We start from the raw sequence: 22,052 nt of genomic DNA, 5'->3' as shown, positions 1-22,052 counted from the left end.
GGCTACTCCGGCTCCGGCGGCATCGGCGCCCCCTACACCCTGCCGAACGGCCAGGCCTTCGCCGACGACTTCCACACCTTCGCCGTCGACTGGGCCCCCGACTCCATCACCTGGACCGTCGACGGCAACGTCTACCAAAAGCGCACCCCCGCCGACCTCGGCGGCAAGACCTGGGTCTTCAACAAGCCCTTCTTCCTCATCCTCAACCTCGCCGTCGGCGGCTACTGGCCCGGCGACCCCGACGCCTCCACCAGCTTCCCCCAGCAACTCATCGTGGACTCCGTGTCGGTCACGACGAGCTGACGCCGACCGTCCCCTGCCGAGCGGCACGTCCTGCGTGCCGCTCGGCTTTTCCATGCCGTGCGCCCGGGTCCGCTGCCGCCCGATCGACCGTCCACGCGGTGCGGTGCGCCCGTCGCTGGGGAACCCTGGTCGTGGAGGTCACCATGGATCCCGTAGAGGCACTGGACCGGATCGCCTTCCTGCTGGAGCGGTCCCTGGCGCCGACCTATCGCGTCCGCGCCTTCCGCACGGCGTCCCGCGTCCTCGCGGCGCTGCCCGCGGGCAAGGTCCGTGAGCGGGCCGACGACGGGTCCCTGGAGTCGCTGAAGGGCGTCGGCCCGAAGACGGCCCAGGTGGCGCGGGAGGCGCTGGCCGGGCAGGTGCCGGAGTATCTGCGCAAGCTGGAGGACGAGGCCGGGGCCCCGCCCACCGGGGCCGGGGCGGAGCTGCGGGCACTGCTGCGCGGCGACTGCCATCTGCACTCCGACTGGTCGGACGGGGGCAGCCCGATCGAGGAGATGGGGCGGACCGCGGCCGAGCTCGGGCACGAGTGGGCGGTGCTGACCGACCACTCGCCACGGCTGACCGTCGCGCGCGGCTTGTCGCCCGAGCGACTGCGGGAGCAGCTCGACGTGGTGGCGGGGCTGAATGCGGCCTGGGCGCCGTTCCGGCTGCTGACCGGCATCGAGTGCGACATCCTCGACGACGGCTCGCTCGACCAGGAGCCGGAGCTGCTGGAGCGGCTCGACGTCGTGGTGGTGTCCGTGCACTCCAAGCTGCGCATGGACGCCCGCTCGATGACCCGGCGCATGGTGGCGGCCGTACGCAATCCGCACTCGGACGTCCTGGGGCACTGCACGGGGCGGCTGGTGACCGGGCGCGGGCGGCCCGAGTCGGAGTTCGACGCGGACGCGGTGTTCGCCGCGTGCGCGGAGACCGGTACGGCACTGGAGATCAACAGCCGCCCGGAGCGGCTCGACCCGCCGCGGCGGCTGCTGCGCCGCGCGGTGGAAGCGGGCGTGCTGTTCTCGGTCGACACGGACGCGCACGCGCCCGGGCAGCTCGACTGGCAGATCAACGGCTGCGCCCGGGCCGAGGAGTGCGGGGTGCCCGCCGAGCGCGTGGTGACCACCTGGTCCCTGGACGAGTTGCTGGCGTGGACCCGGGAGCGGCGTACGCCGGAGGGAGTGGCGGGGCCCTGACGTGGTACCCGTACGGTGAGCGAACCAGGGAGTGTGCATGGAACGGGCGGCCGTGTTCGACGTCGACGGGACCCTTGTCGACACCAATCATCTGCATGTGGCGACCTGGTGGGAGGCCTTTCGCCAGGCCGGCCACACGGTGCCGATGCACGCCATCCACCGGGCCGTCGGGCTCGGCTCCGAGGATTTGGTGGCGCGGCTGCTCGGCGACCGGCGCGACAAGGACCAGGACGCCGAACTGAGCGCCGCGCACACGGCGTTGTACGGCCAGTACTTCGACCGGCTGCCCGCGCTGCGGGACGCCGGCGAGCTGCTGCGGCGCCTCGACCGCGACGGCTGGACGGTGGTCCTCGCCACCTCCGCGAGCGGCCCCGAACTGTCGGCCCTGCGCCGCGCCATCGACGCGGACGACTCGATCACCGCCACGGCGAGCGCCGACGACGTCGAGGAGGGCAAGCCGGCGCCCGAACCCGTCGAACACGCCCTGGAGCTGGCCGGGGTGCCCGCGGACCGGGCGGTCTTCGTGGGCGACACCGTGTGGGACATGCGGGCGGGCCGCAAGGCGGGGGTGCGCTGCGTGGGTGTGCTGTGCGGCGGGATTCCGCGCGCGGACCTGGAGGAGGCGGGCGCGCAGGCCGTGTACGACGACCCGGCCGATCTGCTGGCGCGCCTGAAGGACAGTCCCCTGGGGCAGAGCTGACCAGCGGCGCCGTCTTCCACTTGACTTCGAGAGCACTCGAATTCGTAGCGTTACGGACATGAGCACTGCACAGCACAAGATCGGATCAGGTTTCGGCGCCACCAGCACCGCGGACGACGTCCTCGCGGGGATCGACCTCACGGGCAGGCTCGGCGTCGTCACCGGCGGCTACTCGGGCATCGGCCTGGAGGCGACCCGCGCGCTCACCAAGGCGGGCGCCCATGTCGTCGTCCCCGCCCGCCGCCGCTCCACCGCCGAGGAGGCGCTGGCGGGGCTCGACGGCGTCGAGGTGGACGAGCTGGACCTCGGCGACCAGGACAGCGTGCGTGCCTTCGCGGAGCGGTTCCTCGCCTCCGGGCGGACCATCGACATCATGATCGACAGTGCCGGGATCATGGCCTGCCCGGAGACCCGGGTGGGGCCCGGCTGGGAGGCGCAGTTCGCCACCAACCACCTCGGCCACTTCGCCCTGGTCAACCGCCTGTGGCCGGCCATCGCACCCGGCGGCGCCCGGATCGTCTCCGTCTCCTCCCGCGCCCACCACTTCTCGGGCATGCGCTGGGACGACGTCCAATGGACGACCGGCTACGACAAGTGGCAGGCGTACGGCCAGGCCAAGACCGCGAACGTCCTGTTCGCCGTCCACCTCGACAAGCTCGGCCGCGACGCCGGCGTACGCGCCTTCTCGCTGCACCCGGGCGGCATCATCACGCCGCTCCAACGGCACATCCCCAAGGAGGAGATGATCGAGCGCGGCTGGATCGACGAGGCCGGCAACGTGCTCAACCCGTCGGGCTTCAAAACCCCGCAGCAGGGCGCGGCGACCCAGGTGTGGGCGGCCACCTCACCCCAGCTCGACGGCCTCGGCGGCGTCTACCTGGAGGACTGCGACATCGCCGAACCCGCCGTCGACGGCAACCAGACCTCCGGCGTCAAGCCCTGGGCGACCGACCCCGAAGAGGCGGCCCGCCTGTGGGAACTGTCGGCCCGCTTGACGGGGGTGAACGCTTTCGGCGCCTAGGAGTTGCCGGGCTCCTTGGGGCCGTAGACGGCGGCCTCCGTTCCCCTCATGAGCGCCCAGTACCGGTCGCCGTACGACCAGTGCCACCGCTCGGTGTTCATCGGCGTGCCGAGATCGAGTTCGCGTCCGTCCGCGTCAGCGAGGGTGAGATCGACCGCCGCGCCGGCGCCGTGCGGGGCTATGTCGGGCGAGGAGACGTAGCGGGTGGCGGCGGTGCGGACGCGTTCCGTCGGCCACTCCGGATGCGCGGCCCGCAGCTCGTCCGCGTACCGCTCGAAGTAGTGACGCTGGAGTGCCGGCGTCCGGTATCCCTCCACGAACAGCAGACGCAGGCCGTCGGGCAGCCGGGACTGCGCGACGAGGAGGCGGTCCACGACGCCTGCCGCAGCAGGGTCTCGGCCCCCTGGGAGTCCTCGTGCTTGCGGTCGTCGACCAGCAGGACGTCGCGTACGTCCACCAGGGGGCTCGCCGTTTTCCTTCACCGTCACGGCGGCGACCCGCGGGTCGGACATCAGGATGATCTCGCTCATGACGTGATCGTCCCCTGGTCGCCGCGTGTCCGGGTGTCGGTTCGGGTACTCGGTGGGCTCTCTGCCGCTGGGCGGTGGGGTTGTCGACCGTGTGGCCGGAAGGAGACGAAGGTGAGCAGTGCAACGGGCAGCAGGATCGTGGTCACGGGTGCCACCGGGAATGTCGGGACCAGTGTGGTGCGTCAGCTCGCGGAGAACTCGCAGGTCGGCTCGGTGCTGGGGCTGGCGCGGCGGATTCCGGACTGGTCGCCCGCGCGAACCGAGTGGTCCCCGGTGGACATCGCGTCCGAGCGGTCGGATCTGGCCGACACGTTCGCGGACGCGGACGCGGTGATCCATCTGGCGTGGGCGTTCCAGCCGACGCACGATCCGGCGACGACGTGGCGGACCAATGTGCTCGGCAGCATCCGGGTGTTCGACGCGGTGGCGGCGGCGCGGGTGCCGACGCTGGTGCACGCCTCGTCGGTGGGTGCGTACTCACCGGGGCCGAAGAACCGCACGGTGAACGAGTCCTGGCCGACGCACGGCTGGCCGGACGCCGCCTACACCCGGGAGAAGGCGTACCTGGAGCGCGTCCTGGACCTGTTTGAGCGCGAGCATCCCGAGGTACGGGTGGTGAGGATGCGGCCCGCGTTCCTCTTCAAGCGCCAGTCCGCCAGTGAGCAGCGCCGGATCTTCGGCGGCCGTTTCCTGCCTGGCCCGCTGGCCCGTCCGGAGCTGCTGCCGTTCCTGCCCGACATTCCCGGACTGCGGGTGCAGGCGCTGCACACCGACGACGCGGCGAGGGCGTATCTCCTCGCGCTGGAGGCCGAGGTGCGCGGCGCCTTCAATCTGGCGGCCGAGCCCCCGGTCGACGCGGAGCTGCTCGGCGAGATGCTGGGCACGCGTCCGGTACGGCTCCCACGCGCCGCCGCCCGCTCGGCGATCGCCGCCGCGTGGGGCCTGCATCTGCTGCCGGCCTCGCCTCACCTGTTCGACGCGGTGCTGCGGCTGCCGCTGATGGACTGCACACGTGCGCGGGTGGAGCTGGGCTGGCGCCCGGAGCGTACAGCGAACGAGGTGCTGGAGGAGTTCCTGCAGGGCCTCCAGCAGGGCGAGGGCGCGAACACCGTGCCGATGCGGGGCCGCAAGGTGGGCTGACGGCGCCGCGTCCGGCCCGGTCAGGCGGTGGAATCGTCCGGGTCCGGGTGCTCGGGCGAGGTCCTGCAGGGCCTCCAGCAGGGCGAGGGCGCGAACACCGTGCCGATGCGGGGCCGCAAGGTGGGCTGACGGCGCCGCGTCCGGCCCGGTCAGGCGGTGGAATCGTCCGGGTCCGGGTGCTCGGGCGAGGTCCTGCAGGGCCTCCAGCAGGGCGAGGGCGCGAACACCGTGCCGATGCGGGGCCGCAAGGTGGGCTGACGGCGCCGCGTCCGGCCCGGTCAGGCGGTGGAATCGTCCGGGTCCGGGTGCTCGGGCGAGGTCCTGCAGGGCCTCCAGCAGGGCGAGGGCGCGAACACCGTGCCGATGCGGGGCCGCAAGGTGGGCTGACGGCGCCGCGTCCGGCCGGGTCAGGCGGAGGACTCGTGCGACTCGGTCAGGCGGCGGCCGCATTCGGCCCAATCAGGGGCGGCCGCATCCGGCCCGGTCAAGGGCGGCCGCATCCGGCCCAGTCAGGCGGAGGGCTCGTCGGACCGGTCAGCGGAGGGCTCGTCCGGCCCGGTCAGGCGGTGGACTCGTCCGGGTCCGGGTGCTCGGGGTGCACGGTCGCCGGGCGCGGGCCGTCCTTGCGGCCGGTGCCGGCCTCGTCGGTCTCGGGTACGTCGTCCGTCTCGGATTCCTCCGTGGGCGGTGGTGGGATGTCCAGCGGGTCGTCGTCCTCGCGCACCTGCTGGTCCGGCAGATCCCTGGGTACGGGCTCCCCGTCCTGGCCTGTGTGATGCCGATCGGCCACGGCGCACTCCCTTCGTGGGGTCGGGCGCCACGCGAGTACCTCCCGGGGCCCGAAGCAAAACTCCGCGCTCAGTGCGGAGCCCGCTCCTGCAGTGCCGTCCGCCAGGCCGGCGCCGGTCCCTCGGGGGCCGGTTCCGGGCGACGTCCGCCGCGGGCGAAGAAGTCCGCCAGGGGCAGGATCGCCGCCCCCACGGTCACCGCGTCCGGCCCGAGCCGCCCCAGTTCGACCGTGACTCGCTCGGCCGGATGCCGCAGCGCGTACGACGTCGCATACCGGCGTACCGCGGGCAGGAACCGTGCGCCCAGCTGAAGCCCGGCCCATCCGCCGATGAGGATGCGCTCGGGCTGGAACAGGTTGATCAGGTCGGACAGTCCGGCGCCCAGGTACTCGGCGGTCTCCTCCAGCACCGCCAGCGCGACCGGGTCCGGCTCCTCCCCGGCCAGGGGATACGCCGCGGCCAGCATCGCCGTCAGCGCCGTCTCCTCGTCGACGCCCTCGGGCGGACGTCCGCCCTCCTCGCGCCAGCGCTCCAGCAGCGACTCGGCACCGGCGTACGCCTCCAGGCAGCCGAGGGCACCGCAGCGGCAGCGGCGCCCCCTGACCCGTACGGTCAGATGGCCCCACTCGACCGCGCGACCGTGCTCGACCTCGGGAGTGACGAGGCTGGCGCCGACACCGGAACCGAACAGCACGACGACCGCGTTGCGCGCGCCCCGTCCGCCGCCGAACCACATCTCGGCCTGGCCGAGGGTCTTGGCGCCGTTGTCGATGAAGTACGGGATCGTCTCCGGGAGCTGGGAGCTGGAGCGGAGCAGATGCTCCAGCTCGACGGCGTTCCAGCCGATTGTCTGGCCGTGGACGACGGCGCCGCGGTCCGCGGTGCGCTCCACGATGCCCGGGACGCCGATGCCGACGCCGAGGAGCTGCCCGGCGTCGATGCCGGCCTCGGCGAGCACCTCGGTGATGCCGTCGCGGATGTGGCCGACGATGACCTCGACCTCGTAGCGCTGCTGCTCCAGGGGGCGTTCGGCGCGGGCCAGTTCGGTCAGGGTCAGGTCGAACAGCTCGATCCGTACGCGGGTCTCGCCGACGTCGACGCCGATCATGTGGCCGCTGGCGGGCGCCACCCGCAGCAGCGTGCGCGGGCGGCCGCCGTCGGAGTCGACGCTGCCCGCCTCCTCCACCAGGCCGTCCGCGACCAGGTCCGCGACGACGTTGCTGACCGAGCCGGAGCTGAGTCCGGTGGCCGGGCCGAGCTCGAAGCGGCTGAGGGGTCCGTCGAAGTAGAGCCGCTGCAGCACGACCGTGCGGTTGGCCCGCCTGAGGTCGCGTACCGTGCGTCCGTTCCGCCCCGCAGCCATGTGGCTCCCTTCGCACCCTGTTCGACCTGCAACATACCTCCCACCGCGGGCCCCGCGCGACTTCCTCCTACCCTTAGTTCATGATGTGAGCTAAGACGCCTCACGTCATGCTCCCTCAGGACACGGCCAGTTCCTCGATCTCGTCGAGGGCGGCGACGAGTTCGGGCGCCACCACGTCCTGCACCCAACGGGTGTGCTCCTCGTCGGCCTTTCGCGGGATCGTCTCGGTGAGCATGATCAGGTAGAGATAGGCGCGGTAGAGGGCCAGACGGAGCAGCGCCGGGGTGTCGAACTCGGCCCGTCCACCCTCCTGGCGGTAGCCCGCGAGGAACGCCTCGTCCTTCTTGATGTCCCCGAGCAGCGCCAGCGAGACGAAGTCGGCCAGCGGATCGCCCCAGAACATCCGCTCCCCGTCGATGAGCCCGCCGATGCGGGGCTCCCCCGCCGTGCGGTCGACCAGGATGTTGCCCTGCCACAGGTCGAAGTGGACGAGGCTCGGAGTGGTGACCTCGCCGAGCGCCGGGTACGCGGCGCGAAGGGTGTGGGCCACCTCGTCCGCGGGACGGGGCAGTGTGGCCCGGTAGTGATGGGCGTCGTCGAGGACGGCATCGAGCATCCCGCGAAAGGCGGTCCGCCAGTCGCGGGCGAGGGGGCCGAGCGCACCGGACGGATAGCCGAAGCCTGGTCCGGTCACCCGGTGCAGTCGCGCCACCTGCCGCCCCAACTCCGCACGCAGCAGCTCCCGTTGGGCGTCGCTGAGCCAGGACCCCCAGGCCTCGCCCGGACAGGCCGTCATCAGCAGATGGCGCCCCTCGGCGTCTCCCCCGACGCACACGAGGCGCGGCGCGGGTACGTCCGCCTCGGCGGCCCGGCGGTAGAACTCGGCCTCGGAGACGAGCAGTTGTTGCTCGTAGCTCAGCCCCGGCGCGTCCGGGGCGAGCTTGAGCACATAGCGGGTGCCGTCGGTGAGCCGGAGTTCCTCGACCGTGTTGTACGTCCCGCCGTCCAGGAGGCGCAGCCCGGCGAGACGTTCGGGTGGGATCTTCGAGCCCTCCAGGATGCGCCGGGCCCGTTCCCAGGAGTCCACCACCGTCCGCCCCTCCCCCTTCGGTCAGCCGGCCGCGTACACGTCCTCGACGTAACGTCCGTCCGCGATCAGGGCGTCGAGCCATGCGTCGGCCGCCGCCGTGTCCGTGCCGGGCGTTCGATCTCGGTACAGCGTACGGAAGGCGTCCCGGACCCCGGGCGCCATTCGCGAACCGTCGCCGCAGACGAACACCCGCGCCCCGGCGCCGAGCAGCTCCCACACCTCGTCGCCCTCGGCGGCGACGCGGTGCTGCACAAAGGTCCCCTCGGTGCTGAACGCGGGGCGCAGCGAGACGGCTCCCGCGGCCTGGGCGGCGCCGAGCTCCTCGGCGTGCAGGAGGTCGGCGTCGGCCGCGTCGCAGCCGAAGTAGCAGAGCGCGGGGGCGAGTCGGGCGCCCGTGGCGAGGGCGGCCGTGCGGTCGGCCACGGCTCCCCGGAAGGGGGCGAGTCCGGTGCCTGCCGCGATCATGATCACGGGGGTCGAGGCGTCGTGTGCGTCGATACGGAAGGCTTCGCGGCAGGGCTGGACCCGGGCGTACACCGTGTCGCCCGGTGCGAGACCGGCCAGGTGACCGGATCCGGTGCCCCGGTAGACGCCCTTGCCCGAGCGTGCGGGGGCTTCCAGCAGGGAGACCATCAGGTCGGCGTGGCCGGGGTCGACGGCGGGCGAGGAGGAGATGGAGTAGTGGCGGGGGCGCAAAGGGGTGAGGATCTCCAGCAGCTGCTGCCAGTCGAGGGCTCCGCGCAGGGCCGGGTGGTCCTCGATGACCTCGACGAGGGTGCGCGGGTCGTCGCCGGTGAGGGCCGCGAGGGCCGTGCGCTCGGGCGGGCAGGGGTTCGCGGCGGCGAGAGCGGCCAGCTGGGCGGCGGTCGGGTGCTCCTGCAACTCGACGTGATGAGTGAGGAGTTGGTGAACCGTCAGGGGCCGGTCCACGGCGAGTGAGTCGCGTCGGGGGCGGGCGGCCCTGATGTCCAGGACGCCGGCGGGGTCGACGCCGAGTGCGGCGGCGGCCCGGTCGACCAGGGCCGGGGCGTTGGCCGGCAGCACGGTGAGGTGGTCGGCGGTGCGGTAGGCGGTGCCGTCGGGGAGCGCGACGCGGACGTAGCGCTTGCGGCGGGGGTGGCCGGGGGCCGTGAGGTCGTACGCCTCGGTGACCGTCATCGGGACGAGCCCGTGCCGTTCGGCGAGCGCCTCCAGGGGGCCGCCGGTGAGGGTGCGGACCTCGTACGCCGCGGTGGGTTCTCCGGGGGCCTCGGCGGCGGCGTCCGGGTCGCCGTACTTCTCCAGCAGGGCGGTGCGCAGCCGAGACGTGAACTCCCTTACGGCGCCGGTCAGATCGCCCGAGGCGTCGGCGGCGACACGGTCGACCAGGCGGGTGGCGCCCAGTTCGGCGAGACGCTCGTCGAAGCGGGTGGGGACCTGCTGGTAGGTGGCGGCCCAGTTGCGGTCGCCGACGCCGAGGACGGCGTAGCTGACGTCCGTCAGGTCGTGGGTGTCCTCCAGCCGGGCGGCGAAGGCGCCGGCGTCGTCGGTGGGGCGGCCGTTGTAGGAGGCGGCGGCGATGACGACGGGCCGGTCGGTGGGCAGCGCGCCGGCGTAGTCGTCCAGGGGCGCGACCTCGGTGGCGCAGCCGATCGCGGCGGCGTCGTCGGCGAGTGCCGCGGCGAACTCGCGGCAGGTGCCGTAGTTGCTGCCGTGCAGCAGCAGGACGCCGGTGCCGGGGCGGACGCGGGCCGGGAGGGCATCCGCGGCGTGCGGCGCGCTCGCGGGTCCTTCGGCGGTCGCACCCGGAAGCGGTGTGTGCCGGCGGTCCGCGGCCGTACGGGGAGTGAGCCTCAACGTGAAGCCCTCGGGTTTGAGGGTGAGGGTCTCCTTCACGCTGAGCGCGTAGTCGGCGTGGTCGTGCAGCCGGTAGCGGTGGACCAGCATGGCGAGCAGCATGGTCGCCTCGTGCAGCGCGAACTGCCGCCCGATGCAGGCGCGTTCGCCGGTGCCGAACGGCTTGAACGCGTGCACCGGCCGCGCCGCCTCCGCCTCGGCGGTGAACCGCGACGGGTCGAACAGCTCGGGGTTGTCGCCCCACACGGGCTGCCGGTGCAGCATCGGGGCGAGTACGGTGACGGCCTGTCCGGCGCGCAGCGGGATGCGTCCGCCGAGCAGCGTGTCCTCGACGGCGTGCCGGCTGAACGCGGCGGCCGTGGGCCACAACCGCAGTGTCTCGTTGAGGACTTGGCGGGTGTACGTCAGCCTGCCGACCTCGTCGTAGGTCGGTTCGGGGTCGGGTTCGTCGCCCCAGAGGGCGTCGGCCTCGCGCTGCACGAGCCGCAGCACGGTCGGATGCTTGGCGAGGTAGTGGAGCGCGAAGGACATCGCGCCGGACGTCGTCTCGTGACCGGCGATCAGGAAGGTGATGACCTGGTTGCGGATGTTGGCGGCGTCCAGGGTGCCGCCGTCGGCGGGGTGCCGTGCGGTCAGCATCAGCCCCAACAGGTCCTCGGCGTACGCCTGTTCGGTGCCGGTGCGTGCGGCGATGACGTCGTCGACGACCTGGGCCAGATAGGCGGCGTCGTCCCGGAAGGCCGCGTCGGCCGAGGAGTGGTCCTGGCCGGGGACGCGGGCCAGGCGGTTCATGCTCCACTCCAGGCAGCGGACCATCGACTCGACGAAGGGGTGGGGCTCGTCCCGTGCGAAGGACCCGAAGTCGTAGCCGAATCCGGCGAGTCCGATGGTGTCGAGGGTCATCCGGGTCATGTCCTCGGGCACTTCGACCGGCCGCCCGGCACCGGCGGCGCGGTCCCAGGACGCGATGAGCCTGCGCGCCACCTTCAGCATCACGGGGTGGTAGGTGCGCATCGAGCCGAGCGCGAAGGCGGGCATCAGGATGTCGTGCGCCCGGGCCCAGTTGGGCTCGTCGTTGTACGCGGTGAACAGTCCGTCGGCCGCGAACTCCCGGACGTTCTCCAGGGCCGGTCCGATGTGCTTGGCGAACCGCCGCTCGTCGGCGAGGTCGGCCACCAGATCCAGGTCGGAGACGAACAGCACCTCGCGCCCGTGCAGCCGCCGTACGAGCACCGGCCCGTGCTCGCGCATCAGGCCCATGACCTGCTGGATGGGGGTACGGCCAGGTCCGGTCGAGGTGATGTCGACGACGGGGACGCCGGGGAGGGTGTCTGCTGTGCTGGGGTGCAGCGCGGTGGGGGGCATGGCGCGACAACTGCCTTTCGCGGTACGGAGGTACTGCGCTCAAGCCTGGTCGAGCACGGCGGGCCGCCCGCGCCGCGCCACTACACGATCGTGTAGTGACAAAACCCCGCGTGCACTTGCGCGGAGCGCCGGTCTGCGCCTCACGTCCGGTCGGCGGGCGGTACGTGTGCGGGTCCGGTGGTGGCCCGTGGGATCAGATGTGTCGGCAGCACCACATGGCGCGCGGGGTCGGCTTGGGGGTCGTTGATGAGTTCCAGGACCAGTTCGCCGGCCACCCGCCCCATGTCGGAGGGCGACTGGGCGATCGTGGACAGATCGAACCAGTCGGCCGGCGGCTGGTCGTCGAAGCCGAGGACGGACATCCGCTCGGGCACCCCGATCCCGGACCGGCGCAGGGCCCGGAGCAGGGAGGCGGCCAGCTCGTCCTGCTCGGCGAAGACGGCGGTGGGCGGCTCGCGCAGGCTCAGCAGCGCGCCGAGAGCCTCCACGACGGCCCGCTGGTCCGCTGGCGGAGCGGCCACCACGAGCGCGTCGTCGCGGGGTACGTCCGCCTCGGCCAGCGCCTGCTGGTAGCCGAGCAGCCGGCCGTACGAACTGAAGGAGAAGCCGGTCGCGCCCTGGCTCTGCACGAAGGCGATGCGGCGGTGCCCCAGGTGCAGCAGATGGCGGGTGCCGTTGCGGGCCGCGGCCACGTCGTCGACGTAGACGCTCGGCCGGCCGTCGGCGTGCTGGCTGACGTAGACGACCGGCATCCCGAGGTCGTCGAGGCGGGCGCTCTCCTCCTCGGTGAGGTCGAAGGAGAACACCAGCAGGGCGTCGGCGTTGCGCCGGGCCGGGAGCTGTTCGAAGAAGGCGGCGCGCTCCGCCAGGTCGGGTGTCACATAGACCGTCAGCTCCATGTCGGCGGCGCGCAGCAGCGGGCCGAGGGCGGACAGGGCCGAGCCCATGAACCACGAGTTGAGCGTGGGCACGAGCACCGCGACGACGCCGGTCCTGCCGGTGACCAGGCTGGAGGCGTGCCGGGACACCGCGAAGTTCAGCTCGCGCGCGGCCTGTTCGACGCGGGCCCGCACGTCCGGCGACACGCTCGACAGTCCCCGCAGGGTGCGCGAGACGGTGGACGCCGAGACCCCGGCCCGTTCGGCGACGTCGGCCATCGTGGGGTGCCGTTGAGCTGCTGGCATGGGCGGACGCTAGCACAGGCGTACAGACCTGCTCAGGGTCTCGTGACAGCGCTGCCATGGGGCTACCCGCGCGTAACGCATTGACGCGTGGCGCGCGGTCCTCAAAGCTTGCAATCGTTGTCTCATGGAGTCGAGCAGAGAATGCGGGGAAGGCTTCGAAAGCCATCAGGAGGTGTACTGAACTGCACAGATGCTCGTGAGATTGCCGTGACAGCGCAGTCAGAGATCCGGTTTCAGCCCTCTTGAACCACAAGGAGCAGGCACCGACATGTCCACCAGCACCGCACCTTGGTGGCGCGACGCCGTCATCTATCAGGTCTACATCCGCAGTTTCGCCGACGGGAACGGCGACGGCGTCGGCGACATCGCCGGCATCCGCTCCCGGCTGCCGTATCTCAAGTGGCTGGGCGTCGACGCGATCTGGATCAACCCCTGGTACAAGTCGCCGATGGCCGACCACGGTTACGACGTCGCCGACTTCCGCGAGATCGACCCGCTGTTCGGCACGGTCGCCGAGGCCGAGCAACTCATCGAGGAAGCGCACGAGTTCGGCATCCGCGTCATCCCCGACATCGTGCCGAACCACACCTCCGACCAACATGCCTGGTTCCGGGCGGCGCTGGCGGCCGGACCCGGAAGTCCGGAACGGGAGCGCTACGTCTTCCGGAGCGGCCGCGGGCCCGGCGGCGCCGAGCCGCCCAACGACTGGGTGTCCTCCTTCGGCGGCCCGGCCTGGACGCGGCTGCCCGACGGCGAGTGGTATCTGCACCTGTTCGCGCCCGAGCAGCCGGACCTGAACTGGGAACACCCGGAAGTACGCGCGGAGTTCGAGTCCGTGCTGCGCTTCTGGTTCGGGCGGGGCGTGGACGGCTTCCGCATCGATGTGGCGCACGGCCTGGTCAAGCACCCCGAACTGCCCGACCTGCCGCCCCGCCCGGACCGGCCCGCCGACGGACGGCGCCGGCACGTCGACCATCCGCACTGGGACCGGGACGAGGTGCACGACATCTACCGCGCGTGGCGCCGGGTGGCCGACGAGTTTCCCGGTGACCGCTCGTTCGTGGCGGAGGCCTGGGCCGACACCCCGGAGCGGCTGGCCGCCTACGTGCGCCGGGACGGACTGCACACGGCGTTCAACTTCGACTTCCTGATGTCCGGTTGGGACGCCAAGGACCTGCGGGCCGTGATCGACGACTCGCTCGCGATGCTCGGCGCGGTGGGTGCTCCGGCGACCTGGGTGCTCTCCAACCACGATGTCGTGCGCCACGCCAGCCGCTACGGCCGTACGGTGGTCAAGCGCTGGGTGGCGAACGAGACGTACCGGCCCGAGGGCCCACTCGACCTGGAGCTGGGCACGCGGCGGGCGCGGGCGGCGGCCCTGCTGATGCTCGCGCTGCCCGGCGGCGCGTATGTCTACCAGGGTGAGGAGCTCGGGCTGCCGGAGGTCGAGGACCTGCCGGAGAGCGTGCTGCAGGACCCGGTCTGGGAGCGGTCCGGGCACACCGACCGGGGGCGCGACGGCTGCCGGGTGCCGATCCCGTGGTCGGGCAGGAGCGCGCCGTACGGCTTCAGCCCGGAGGGTGCGACGGCCGCGCCCTGGCTGCCGCAGCCCGCGCTGTGGGGGGACCTCAGCGTGGCCGTGCAGACCGGGGACGAGCAGTCGATGCTGGAGTTGTACCGCAGCGCCCTGCACCTGCGCCGCGAGCATCCCGCGCTCGGCGACGGCGACATGACCTGGCTCGACGCCCCGGCCGGCGTCCTCGCGTTCGGCCGCGACCCCGGCTTTCGGTGCGTGGTCAACCTCTCGTCCGAGCCGTACCGGCTGCCCGAACACACCTCGGTCCTGCTCGCCAGTGGACCGGTTCCGGACGGCCTGCTGGCGCCGGACCACGCGGTCTGGCTGACCGTGTAGCGGCGCGCCGACCCGCATGATGGGTGGGGCGCACAGGGAGTGCGCCCCTCGCGCCAGGTCGCGCGAGGCGCGTGCGGGAGGTGTGTGTGCGGGAGGTGCGCGTGGAGGACGGCAGCCCGGAGGCCGTGGTGTGGCGCAACCGTGCCCTCACGCTCTTCGACCGGGTCGCCGTGCCCGTCGCCGTGTGCGATGTGTACGGCGCCGTCCTGCTGGCCAATCCCGCGTTGGCGGCCGAGTGCGGTACGACGCCGGGGCGGCTGCGCGGCCGTGATGTGCTGGAGCTGTTCCGGCCGCAGCAGGCCGGCCAGGTGGAGCGGATCGCGGAGGCGCTGCGGCTGCGGCACCGGTCGCGGTACCAGGTCTCGGTGCGCTGGGAGGCGCCGGGCGGGGCCGAGCGGTTCGGGGAGCTGACGGCCGATCCGGTCAGCGACAGCGTGCAGGACACGCCCGCCCTGCTGGTGATGCTGCGCGTGCAGGGCGAGCGCGAGCCGCTCGTCGAGGAGCCTGTGCGGGTGACGCCGGTGGAGGCCCGCATCCTCGCGCTGCTCGCCGGGGGCGCCACCACCGCCAAGGCCGCCAAGGAGACCGGTCTCACCACGGACGGCGTCACCTACCACCTGCGGCGGCTGTCGGCGCGCTGGGAGGCCTCGAACCGCACCGAACTGGTCGCCCGGGCCTATGCGCTCGGCGTGCTCACCCCCGGGGTGTGGCCGCCCGGCGCATAGGCGGTGCCCGCACCCTCGGGGGCGCCGAACCGGGCGAGGGTGTGCCACACCTTCTTCAGATCCTGCAACTCGTAGCAGCCAGTGCGGGCCGCGTCGCCGATGATCCGCGGATCGACGACGCCGTCCTGGGCTATCCGGGCGCCCAGTTCCACGTACTCCTGCCCGCGGAAGTCGGCGTGGCGCAGCAGTTCCGGCACGGTCAGCCGGTAGCCAGGGTGCCACTCGACGGGGCAGGGCAGCAGACGGGCCGCCGCCTCGACGGGTGTGCCGCGGTAGCTCGCGTCCAGGACGAGCGCCTCCGCGTGCGTGGCGAGCAGGACGCCGCCGTGGACCTGGGCCTCGATGTAGTCGTCGAGGGCGTCCTGCTCGTCGGCCTCGGCGAGGGCGATCAGGGACATCCCGGAGGCGATGCCGAAGTGGGTCGGCTCGGCCGCGCTGTCGGGATAGCAGAAGGTGGCACGCGCGAGGGCGTCCGCGCCGAGCCGGAAGTGCGACGAGCCGAACCGCGGTGCCGCGCCGACCACTTGGTGCCGGAAGTTCAGCGCCCCGTACACGGGTCTGTCGTGCGGGTCGGCATCGTCGTAGACACCGCCGAAGATCCTGCTCTCCCAGCGGTGACGGTCACCGCCCGGGTGCGCGGTGAGGCCGCCGTTGCTGGTGCCGGTGACGAACTGCGAGTGGTACGAGCCGTCCTGGGCGAGCGCCCGGAGGATCGGCAGCCCGCCGACGAGCCGGTCGGGGTGGAAGTTCAACGTGATCCGAACACCGGGCTCGACCGCCGGCCCCGCGGAGAGCGCGGCAACATACCGCAACGCCGCCCGCGCCCTCGGTGCCCCGACACCCCTGAAGTCCACGCCTGTCTCAGTCCTTTCCGGTCCCACGGTCCCGGAGCGACGCGGCCGTCACCCGGTGGAAGTGGATCAGGACCCCGCGGGTGGAGGCGAGGGCGACGTCTTACGGGCCGTCCGGGTGGTCGCTGCCGATGGTACGGATCACTCGCGGCTGCGCCAGCCATTTCATGGGGACGATGGCGGTCCGATGCCCCTTCATGATCCAAGGCTCGCGGGCCGCGCTGCCCGTGGACCCGCCGGTGGGCCTCCCTGCCGGGGTACGGGCAGCCACGGGGTGAGGGCGGGGGTTTGCCTCATGGATCGGCGGGGTGTTCGGCAGGGACCATGCGGTGCATGACTACTCGGCGGCACGGCGGCCCCGCCCGCACGGCTACGGTCGGCGCCGATCTGCGGCTGTTCCTGCTCTCGGGCATCGCCACCGTTCTCCTCACACGCCGGCTCCTGGCGAGCACCGGCTATCCGAAGCTCGGCGGTCACGGCACCGGACTGCACATCGCGCACATGCTGTGGGGCGGACTGCTGATGGCAGCCGGGCTCGTGGTGCGGCTGGCGTTCCTCGGCCGCCGGGCGCGGCTGTGCGGTGCGGTGGCGGGTGGGGTGGGCTTCGGGCTGTTCATCGACGAGATCGGCAAGGTGGTCAGCGACGGCGGCGGCTATCTCTACCGGCCGGCTGCCGGGCTGATCTATCTGGCCTTCGTCGCCCTGGTGGTCCTGAACCGGTGGCTGGTACCGCGTGGCGAGGCACGGGACGAGCGGGCACGGACGGCTCGCGCCGCCGACACCGCGCTCACCGGTGTCGTATCGGGGCTGACCGACGCTCAACGCCGTTCGGCGCTGGGGATGCTGGCGGGTTCGACGCGGCCCGTGGACGTGGCACTGGTGCGGTTGCTGGAGTGCGTGGAGACGGCGCCTGAGCGGAGTCGGGTGCGGGTGCCGGGGGTGCTGCGGGCCGCCGCCGTCCGCGCCCGTGCGGCCGTCTCGGCGTCGGTCGCGCATCCTGCCACGCTGTGGGTCGCGCTCACCTGGACCCTGCTGCAGGGCGCCGCCCTCCTCTTCGGCGTGGGCCGTGATCTGGCGGCCGGGCGGCTGCGGCACGAACCGGAGTGGGGTGCCGTGACGGGGCTGGTCGGGTGTTCGGCCGTGATGCTGGCGCCGGCCGTGGCCGGGGTGGTGCGGCTGCGCCGTGACCGGGTGCGCGGCCTCGGCCTGCTCCGTGCCTCGCTCCTGGTGGACCTGCCGGCCGGGCAGGCCTTCAACTTCGTCGTCAACCAGTTCGCGGCCGTGACGAACTGGTTGATCGGACTGTGTCTGCTGGTCGTCGTCACGGGTGCGCTGCACCGTGCGCGTCAGGAGGCCGGGGGCGTCCAGTGCGGGTCGCGGCCGAGGAAGGCGAGCAGGGTCTCGGCGCTGTCGTAGTCCGGCGCGGTCGGCCGCGCGGGCGCGAAGACCTGGTGGGCGTCGCGGAGGTGGTCGACGAGGTGCTCGGCCACCGGCCGGATCCCCTCGGCCGGCTCGGTCGGCAGCGGCCGGTCCTGGCCGGTCGCCACCGCGATGTCCCAGGCGTGCACGGCCGCGTCCATGGCGGCCGCCGCGGCGGCGAACGGCAGGGGCAGCGGTCCCAGCGGCGTGGGCACCCGATCGGCGTCGGCGGGCAGCCCCGCGTACGCGTCCGCCACCGCGCGCAGCACCGTGTCGAGTTCCGCCGCCGGGTCACCGTCGAGGGCGTCGGCCGGGTGGAACGGGTCGGAGTCCGGGCGTCCGCCGGTGATCGCGAGGCCGTAGCCCTGCTGATCGATCCGCGCGTGATGGAGAACCTGCCGCACCGTCCACTCGGTGCACGGCGTCGGCGCTCCCCACGCCGACCGCGGGACACCGGCGACCGCCGTGCCGAGATATCCGTGCGCAAGCGTGAGAACCTCGATGCCCTGGGTGTTCCCCATGTCCGCTCCCCCTTCTGTCACCTTCGACCGACACCGACAATCCAGGTTCCCTTGCGGTCAGTTACGGTCCTCAATGACAGCCGGGACGGCTGTGTCCGATACGCCCGTGGAAGGAGTACGGCCCGAGAATGCGACATGTACGTGAGTGGGCGGCGTCCCTCGTGCGCTTTGTGAAGCTGCGCCGGGACCCGGTGGTCGTACAGACGCTGCGGTCCGCCGCGGCGGCGACGATCGCCTACGTCGTGGCTCTGCGTCTCAGCCCCGAGGCGGCCCCCCTCACCGCCCCGCTGACCGCGCTGCTCGTCGTCCAGGTCACCCTGTACGCCACCCTCACCAACGGCATCCGCCGGGTGAACGCGGTGGTGGCGGGCGTCCTGGTCGCCATCGCCTTCTCCCTGCTCGTCGGTCTGACCTGGTGGAGCCTGGCCCTGCTGATCGTGGCCTCGCTGGCGGTCGGGCGCCTGGTGCGGGTCGACGAGTACGTGCCCGAGGTGGCGATCAGCGCGATGCTGGTGCTCGGCGTCACGACCGTCGGGGACACGGCCTGGGCGCGGGTGGTGGAGACGCTGATCGGCGCGGTGGTCGGCTTCGGCTGCAATCTGCTGTTCGCGCCGCCCGTCTGGGTGGACGAGGCGGGCGAGTCGATCGAGGGACTGGCCCGGCGGGTGCGGCAGCTGATGCTGCGCATGGGCGAGGAGGCCTCGGGCCGCACGCCCGTCGAACGGGCCACGCAGCGGCTGTACGAGGCGCGCCGGCTCGACCACGACATCGTCGAGGTGGACGCGGCCCTGAGGCAGGCCGAGGACAGTCTGCGGCTCAATCCGCGCGTGAGCGAGGGTCTGCTGCACCGGGTGGTGCTGCGGACGGGCCTGGACACGCTGGAGATCTGCACGGTCGTGCTGCGGGTGCTGGCGCGCACCCTCACCGACCTCGCCAAGGAACGCGAGCCCGAGCGGCTGTTCGCGCCCGCGACGGGTGCCGCCGTGGAGCAGCTGCTGTCGGAGATCGCCGACGCCGTGGTGAGCTTCGCGGTGCTGGTGACCAGTCATGTCACCGCCAGCGCCGAGTCGGCGGAGTCCCGGCTCGCCGCCGAGCTGCGGCAGGCCGCGGCCACCCGCGACAAGCTGGCCCAGCTGCTCCTTGAGGAGGTCCAGCGCGACGCCAGGAGCTGGCAGCTGTACGGCGCGGTGCTGACCGAGGTGAACCGCATCATCGACGAGATGGACACCGAGCACCGTTCGCGCCGCCTCTTCGAGGAGCTGGACCGCACCTCCCGCGAACAGCGCGAGCGCCTGCGGCGGCTGACCAGGGTGCGGGAGGGGCTGCGCGACTCCGACCGGCTCCGCGTGCCGGACGTACTGCGCCGGAACCGGTCCGGGAGCGCCGAGGGTTCCGACTGAGGACGCCGACGGACGCGTTTCTTCATTGCACGGTGCGCAACGCCTGTTGCCGGTCTTGCCTGCACCCCTTGGCCCGCGCGATGGTGGCTTGTCACGAACGGGACGAGCGACCACGTGAGGTGCGGACATGGGCAGTGGTGCTGGAGCGGCGAGCGGCGGCTGGAGCAGGCGCCGCTTCGTCGGCGCGCTCGGGGGCGCGGCCGCGGTCACGGCACTGCCGGCTCCCGCACCGCCCCGGCCCGAGCCCGGCCACGGCGCCACGAACCCCGACCGGGCCACGCCCGCCGACCCTCAACCGCACGCCACGGCACCTCGCCCGCTGTACCTCGGCACGTACACCTCGGTCGAGGGCGGCGGCAAAGGCATCGGCCTCGCCACGTACGACCCGACGAGCGGGAGCATCACCGGCACCGGAGTCCTCACCGGGGTCGCCGACCCGTCGTATCTCGCGCTCCACCCGGACGGCCGCACGCTGTACGCGGTGGACGAGCAGGACGACGGCGCCGTCACCGCCGTCCGTCTCGCCGACCGCGCGATTCTGGGCTCGCGGAGCACCGGCGGGGCGGGACCCTGCCATCTGTCCGTGCACCCGAGCGGCAATTGGCTGCTCAGCGCCAACTACACGTCGGGCAGCGTGGCAGTGCACCCGATCGACGGCTCGGGCGCGCTCGGCGAACGAACCGACGTGGTCAAGCACTCGACACCCGCGCCCGGCCCCGGCCAACAGGGCCCGCACGCCCACCAGTTCATCACCGCCCCGGACGGCGGCCACGTACTCGCCGTGGACCTGGGCACGGACACCGTCTACACCTACCGGCTCGACGAGCGCCGCGGCACGCTCACCGAGGTCGCGCAGGCGCACACCCGGCCGGGCGCGGGTCCGCGCCATCTCACCTTCCACCCCGGCGGGCGGTACGCCTATCTGGCCAACGAGGTCGACGACACCGTCACGGTCTGCACGTACGACTCCACCACCGGCGGCCTGACGATCGGCGAGCCGCAGCCCACGGGCTCCGGTTCGGGCACCAACTACCCGGCGCAGATCCTGGTGACCGCGGACGGCTCGTACGCCTATCTCGCCAACCGCGGCCACAACAGCCTCGCGCGCTACGCCGTCGAGGCGGACAGAGCGCAACTCAGGCTGCTCGACACGGTGCCGGTGTCCGGTGACTTCCCGCGCCAGATCGCCTTCTCCCCGGACGGGACGCTGCTGTTCGCGGCGAACCAGAAGTCCGGCACCGTCAGTGTCTTCCAGGTCGATGCCGGCAACGGTGAACTGCGGCTCGCGGGCGAGCCGTTCGCCTCACCCGTCGCGGTCTGTGCGCTGCCGCTGTAGGGGGCGTGGGCAGGACGCGGCGCCGGCCTGCGCGAGCAGGGCGTGCATGCGCTCGGTGAGCTGCGCGACGTCGTCGGCGGGAGTGTGGAACGGCAGTCGTACGTCGCCGTCGGCGCGGTTGCGCTCGATGCGCAGGGTCAGTCCGTGCCGGTCGACGGCGAGGGGCTGGACGCGGACCGCGCCGTGCAGGCTGGCGTGGTCGACGAGCCGGGTGAGCCGTTCGACGGCGTCGGGATGGCAGTCCGCGAGATGCGTCAGCAGGTGGGCCTCGGCGAGTGCGAGCGGGTCGGGCTCGGCGGCGGCGAAGTCGTCGAGGTCGACGACCACCGCGCCGGACGACTGGCGCAGCACGATCCTGGTGGCCCGGAACGCGAGTCGACCGTCCTCGGGCACGAAGTACCCCGCGAGCCAGAGCCTGGCCCGGATACGGTCTCTGACCGGGACGGGCGCGACGTCGGCGAACTCCAGCACCGCGTGCGGCTCTCCGCGCGGCGCGCAGATCGCGGCGGCGAGCAGCGCGCTGTCCTCGGGCACCTCCAGCAGCACCCGACCGTCCTGGTCCACGGTGTGCGCACCGACGAGTTCCTCGCGGCCGCCGTCCGCGGTCACCGCGCAGGACCAGGCGGTGGCGAGCACCGACCGGGCCCGTTGGGCCGCCGAAGGCGCGGCCGTCCAGCTGGGGCTGTCACCCATCCCGAACCTCCTTAGGTAAGGCTCACCTAACCTATCGAAGATCGGGGTGAAGGCCAACCCTGAGAACACGCCTGCCTCAGGGCGCGATGACCCCGAGCAGTGCCCGTGCGCACAGATCACGCACCTGTTCCCGCGGCAGATCCGAGCGCCGCAGCCACTCCAGGCAGACGGCCGTGGTGAAGGCCAGCCAGCCGCGGACGGCCAGCTGGAGGTCCGGACGCAGTCGGGCGGCCTCGCCGAGTTCGGGGTCGGCGGCGATCGTCGCGAGGATCTGCCTCTCCTGCGCGGCCAGCGCCCGCTGGTAGATCCGGCGGATGGTCGTGTCCCCCGCCGCGTCCGCGCGATGGAAGGCGCGGAAGCCATGGGCATGGGCGTGCGCGTACTCCAGGAACGTGTCGAGGCCCGCCGCGAGCTGCTCGCGCGCGGGGACCCCTGGCACGGCAGCCGTCATCCGCAGCATCCGCCCGCTCTCGCGCTCGACGACCGCCGCGAAGAAGTCCCGTTTGGTCGGGAAGTAGTGGTATAGCAGCCCGCGTGAGACACCGGCGATCTCGGCGACCTGCTCGATCCACACGTCGTCGTACGGGCTCTCCGAGAACAACCGCGCCCCCACCGACAGCAGCTGCTCCCTGCGCTCCTCGGTGCTGAGCCGACGCCGTGCGCGTTCGCCCTGGTTCGCGGCCATGTCCGCACT

Annotated in this window: 19 protein-coding genes and 1 pseudogene; 10 read left to right on the top strand and 10 right to left on the bottom strand. The window is 72.6% G+C overall.

The window, feature by feature from the left end; translation table 11 throughout:
- The 4 genes from JYK17_RS04510 to JYK17_RS04495 all read left to right on the top strand — a co-directional run.
- Positions 1-303: glycoside hydrolase family 16 protein (locus JYK17_RS04510; protein WP_222809803.1), on the top strand; the 303-nt coding region annotated here is incomplete at its 5' end.
- A 143-nt stretch (positions 304-446) separates the two neighbouring features.
- Positions 447-1,484: a PHP domain-containing protein gene (locus JYK17_RS04505; RefSeq protein WP_222809802.1), complete on the top strand. Its 1,038-nt coding sequence runs from the start codon at positions 447-449 to the stop codon at positions 1,482-1,484.
- 37 nt (positions 1,485-1,521) lie between these two features.
- Complete coding sequence (locus JYK17_RS04500; protein WP_222809801.1) at positions 1,522-2,184, top strand: HAD family hydrolase; 663 nt, start codon at positions 1,522-1,524, stop codon at positions 2,182-2,184.
- Between the two features lie 58 nt (positions 2,185-2,242).
- A complete protein-coding gene (locus tag JYK17_RS04495) occupies positions 2,243-3,205 on the top strand; it encodes an SDR family NAD(P)-dependent oxidoreductase (protein ID WP_108012491.1) in 963 nt (320 codons plus the stop codon).
- Here the strand turns inward: JYK17_RS04495 and JYK17_RS04490 are convergent.
- Positions 3,202-3,735, bottom strand: a pseudogene (locus JYK17_RS04490) (M15 family metallopeptidase domain-containing protein). The gene JYK17_RS04495 and the pseudogene JYK17_RS04490 overlap by 4 nt on opposite strands.
- Before the next feature lie 111 nt (positions 3,736-3,846).
- On the opposite strand from JYK17_RS04490, the gene JYK17_RS04485 reads away from it, so the two are divergent.
- Positions 3,847-4,875, top strand: coding sequence for an SDR family oxidoreductase (locus JYK17_RS04485; protein ID WP_128801103.1), 1,029 nt, complete (start codon positions 3,847-3,849; stop codon positions 4,873-4,875).
- A 559-nt stretch (positions 4,876-5,434) separates the two neighbouring features.
- Here the strand turns inward: JYK17_RS04485 and JYK17_RS04480 are convergent.
- From JYK17_RS04480 to JYK17_RS04460, 5 genes are all read right to left on the bottom strand, one after another.
- A complete protein-coding gene (locus tag JYK17_RS04480) occupies positions 5,435-5,665 on the bottom strand; it encodes a hypothetical protein (protein ID WP_222809800.1) in 231 nt (76 codons plus the stop codon).
- Positions 5,666-5,733: 68 nt separating this feature from the next.
- Positions 5,734-7,026, bottom strand: coding sequence for an ROK family transcriptional regulator (locus JYK17_RS04475; RefSeq protein WP_128801104.1), 1,293 nt, complete (start codon positions 7,024-7,026; stop codon positions 5,734-5,736).
- 115 nt (positions 7,027-7,141) lie between these two features.
- The gene (locus tag JYK17_RS04470; protein WP_222809799.1) at positions 7,142-8,116 is read right to left on the bottom strand and encodes a phosphotransferase family protein; all 975 of its coding nucleotides are present in this window, start codon (positions 8,114-8,116) and stop codon (positions 7,142-7,144) included.
- A 21-nt stretch (positions 8,117-8,137) separates the two neighbouring features.
- A complete protein-coding gene (locus tag JYK17_RS04465) occupies positions 8,138-11,317 on the bottom strand; it encodes a cytochrome P450 (RefSeq protein WP_222809798.1) in 3,180 nt (1,059 codons plus the stop codon).
- Between the two features lie 140 nt (positions 11,318-11,457).
- Positions 11,458-12,501, bottom strand: coding sequence for a LacI family DNA-binding transcriptional regulator (locus JYK17_RS04460; protein ID WP_308011641.1), 1,044 nt, complete (start codon positions 12,499-12,501; stop codon positions 11,458-11,460).
- 268 nt (positions 12,502-12,769) lie between these two features.
- On the opposite strand from JYK17_RS04460, the gene JYK17_RS04455 reads away from it, so the two are divergent.
- The gene (locus JYK17_RS04455; protein ID WP_108012484.1) at positions 12,770-14,413 is read left to right on the top strand and encodes a glycoside hydrolase family 13 protein; all 1,644 of its coding nucleotides are present in this window, start codon (positions 12,770-12,772) and stop codon (positions 14,411-14,413) included.
- Between the two features lie 86 nt (positions 14,414-14,499).
- Positions 14,500-15,138 (top strand): PAS domain S-box protein, encoded by a 639-nt coding sequence (locus JYK17_RS04450; protein WP_372464933.1) that lies wholly within the window; start codon positions 14,500-14,502, stop codon positions 15,136-15,138.
- On the opposite strand, the gene JYK17_RS04445 is transcribed toward JYK17_RS04450, so the two are convergent.
- Positions 15,090-15,992: a DUF3626 domain-containing protein gene (locus JYK17_RS04445; protein ID WP_108012483.1), complete on the bottom strand. Its 903-nt coding sequence runs from the start codon at positions 15,990-15,992 to the stop codon at positions 15,090-15,092. The two genes, JYK17_RS04450 and JYK17_RS04445, sit on opposite strands and share 49 nt — an antisense overlap.
- 330 nt (positions 15,993-16,322) lie before the next feature.
- Here JYK17_RS04445 and JYK17_RS04440 point away from each other — a divergent pair, with 330 nt between their 5' ends.
- The gene (locus JYK17_RS04440) at positions 16,323-17,405 is read left to right on the top strand and encodes a hypothetical protein (RefSeq protein ID WP_108012481.1); all 1,083 of its coding nucleotides are present in this window, start codon (positions 16,323-16,325) and stop codon (positions 17,403-17,405) included.
- Here the strand turns inward: JYK17_RS04440 and JYK17_RS04435 are convergent.
- Positions 17,336-17,929: a TIGR03086 family metal-binding protein gene (locus tag JYK17_RS04435; protein WP_108012480.1), complete on the bottom strand. Its 594-nt coding sequence runs from the start codon at positions 17,927-17,929 to the stop codon at positions 17,336-17,338. The two genes, JYK17_RS04440 and JYK17_RS04435, sit on opposite strands and share 70 nt — an antisense overlap.
- Positions 17,930-18,057: 128 nt before the next feature.
- On the opposite strand from JYK17_RS04435, the gene JYK17_RS04430 reads away from it, so the two are divergent.
- Positions 18,058-19,329 carry an FUSC family protein gene (locus JYK17_RS04430; protein WP_128801109.1) on the top strand — a complete coding sequence of 424 codons (1,272 nt, stop codon included), beginning with the start codon at positions 18,058-18,060 and terminating at the stop codon, positions 19,327-19,329.
- A gap of 127 nt (positions 19,330-19,456) precedes the next feature.
- Entirely contained in the window at positions 19,457-20,665 is a 1,209-nt protein-coding gene (locus JYK17_RS04425) for a lactonase family protein (RefSeq protein WP_222809797.1), read from the top strand.
- On the opposite strand, the gene JYK17_RS04420 is transcribed toward JYK17_RS04425, so the two are convergent.
- Both JYK17_RS04420 and JYK17_RS04415 read right to left on the bottom strand, forming a co-directional pair.
- Positions 20,633-21,358 (bottom strand): DUF2470 domain-containing protein, encoded by a 726-nt coding sequence (locus JYK17_RS04420; protein WP_108012477.1) that lies wholly within the window; start codon positions 21,356-21,358, stop codon positions 20,633-20,635. The two genes, JYK17_RS04425 and JYK17_RS04420, sit on opposite strands and share 33 nt — an antisense overlap.
- A 76-nt stretch (positions 21,359-21,434) precedes the next feature.
- Positions 21,435-22,043 (bottom strand): TetR/AcrR family transcriptional regulator, encoded by a 609-nt coding sequence (locus JYK17_RS04415; protein WP_108012476.1) that lies wholly within the window; start codon positions 22,041-22,043, stop codon positions 21,435-21,437.
- Positions 22,044-22,052 lie beyond the last annotated feature (9 nt).

It is taken from the genome of Streptomyces plumbidurans (assembly GCF_019857225.1).
Classification (GTDB): domain Bacteria; phylum Actinomycetota; class Actinomycetes; order Streptomycetales; family Streptomycetaceae; genus Streptomyces; species Streptomyces plumbidurans.
The sequence above is the reverse complement of the archived record's forward strand: the minus strand, read 5'-3'. Positions and strand labels throughout refer to the sequence as shown.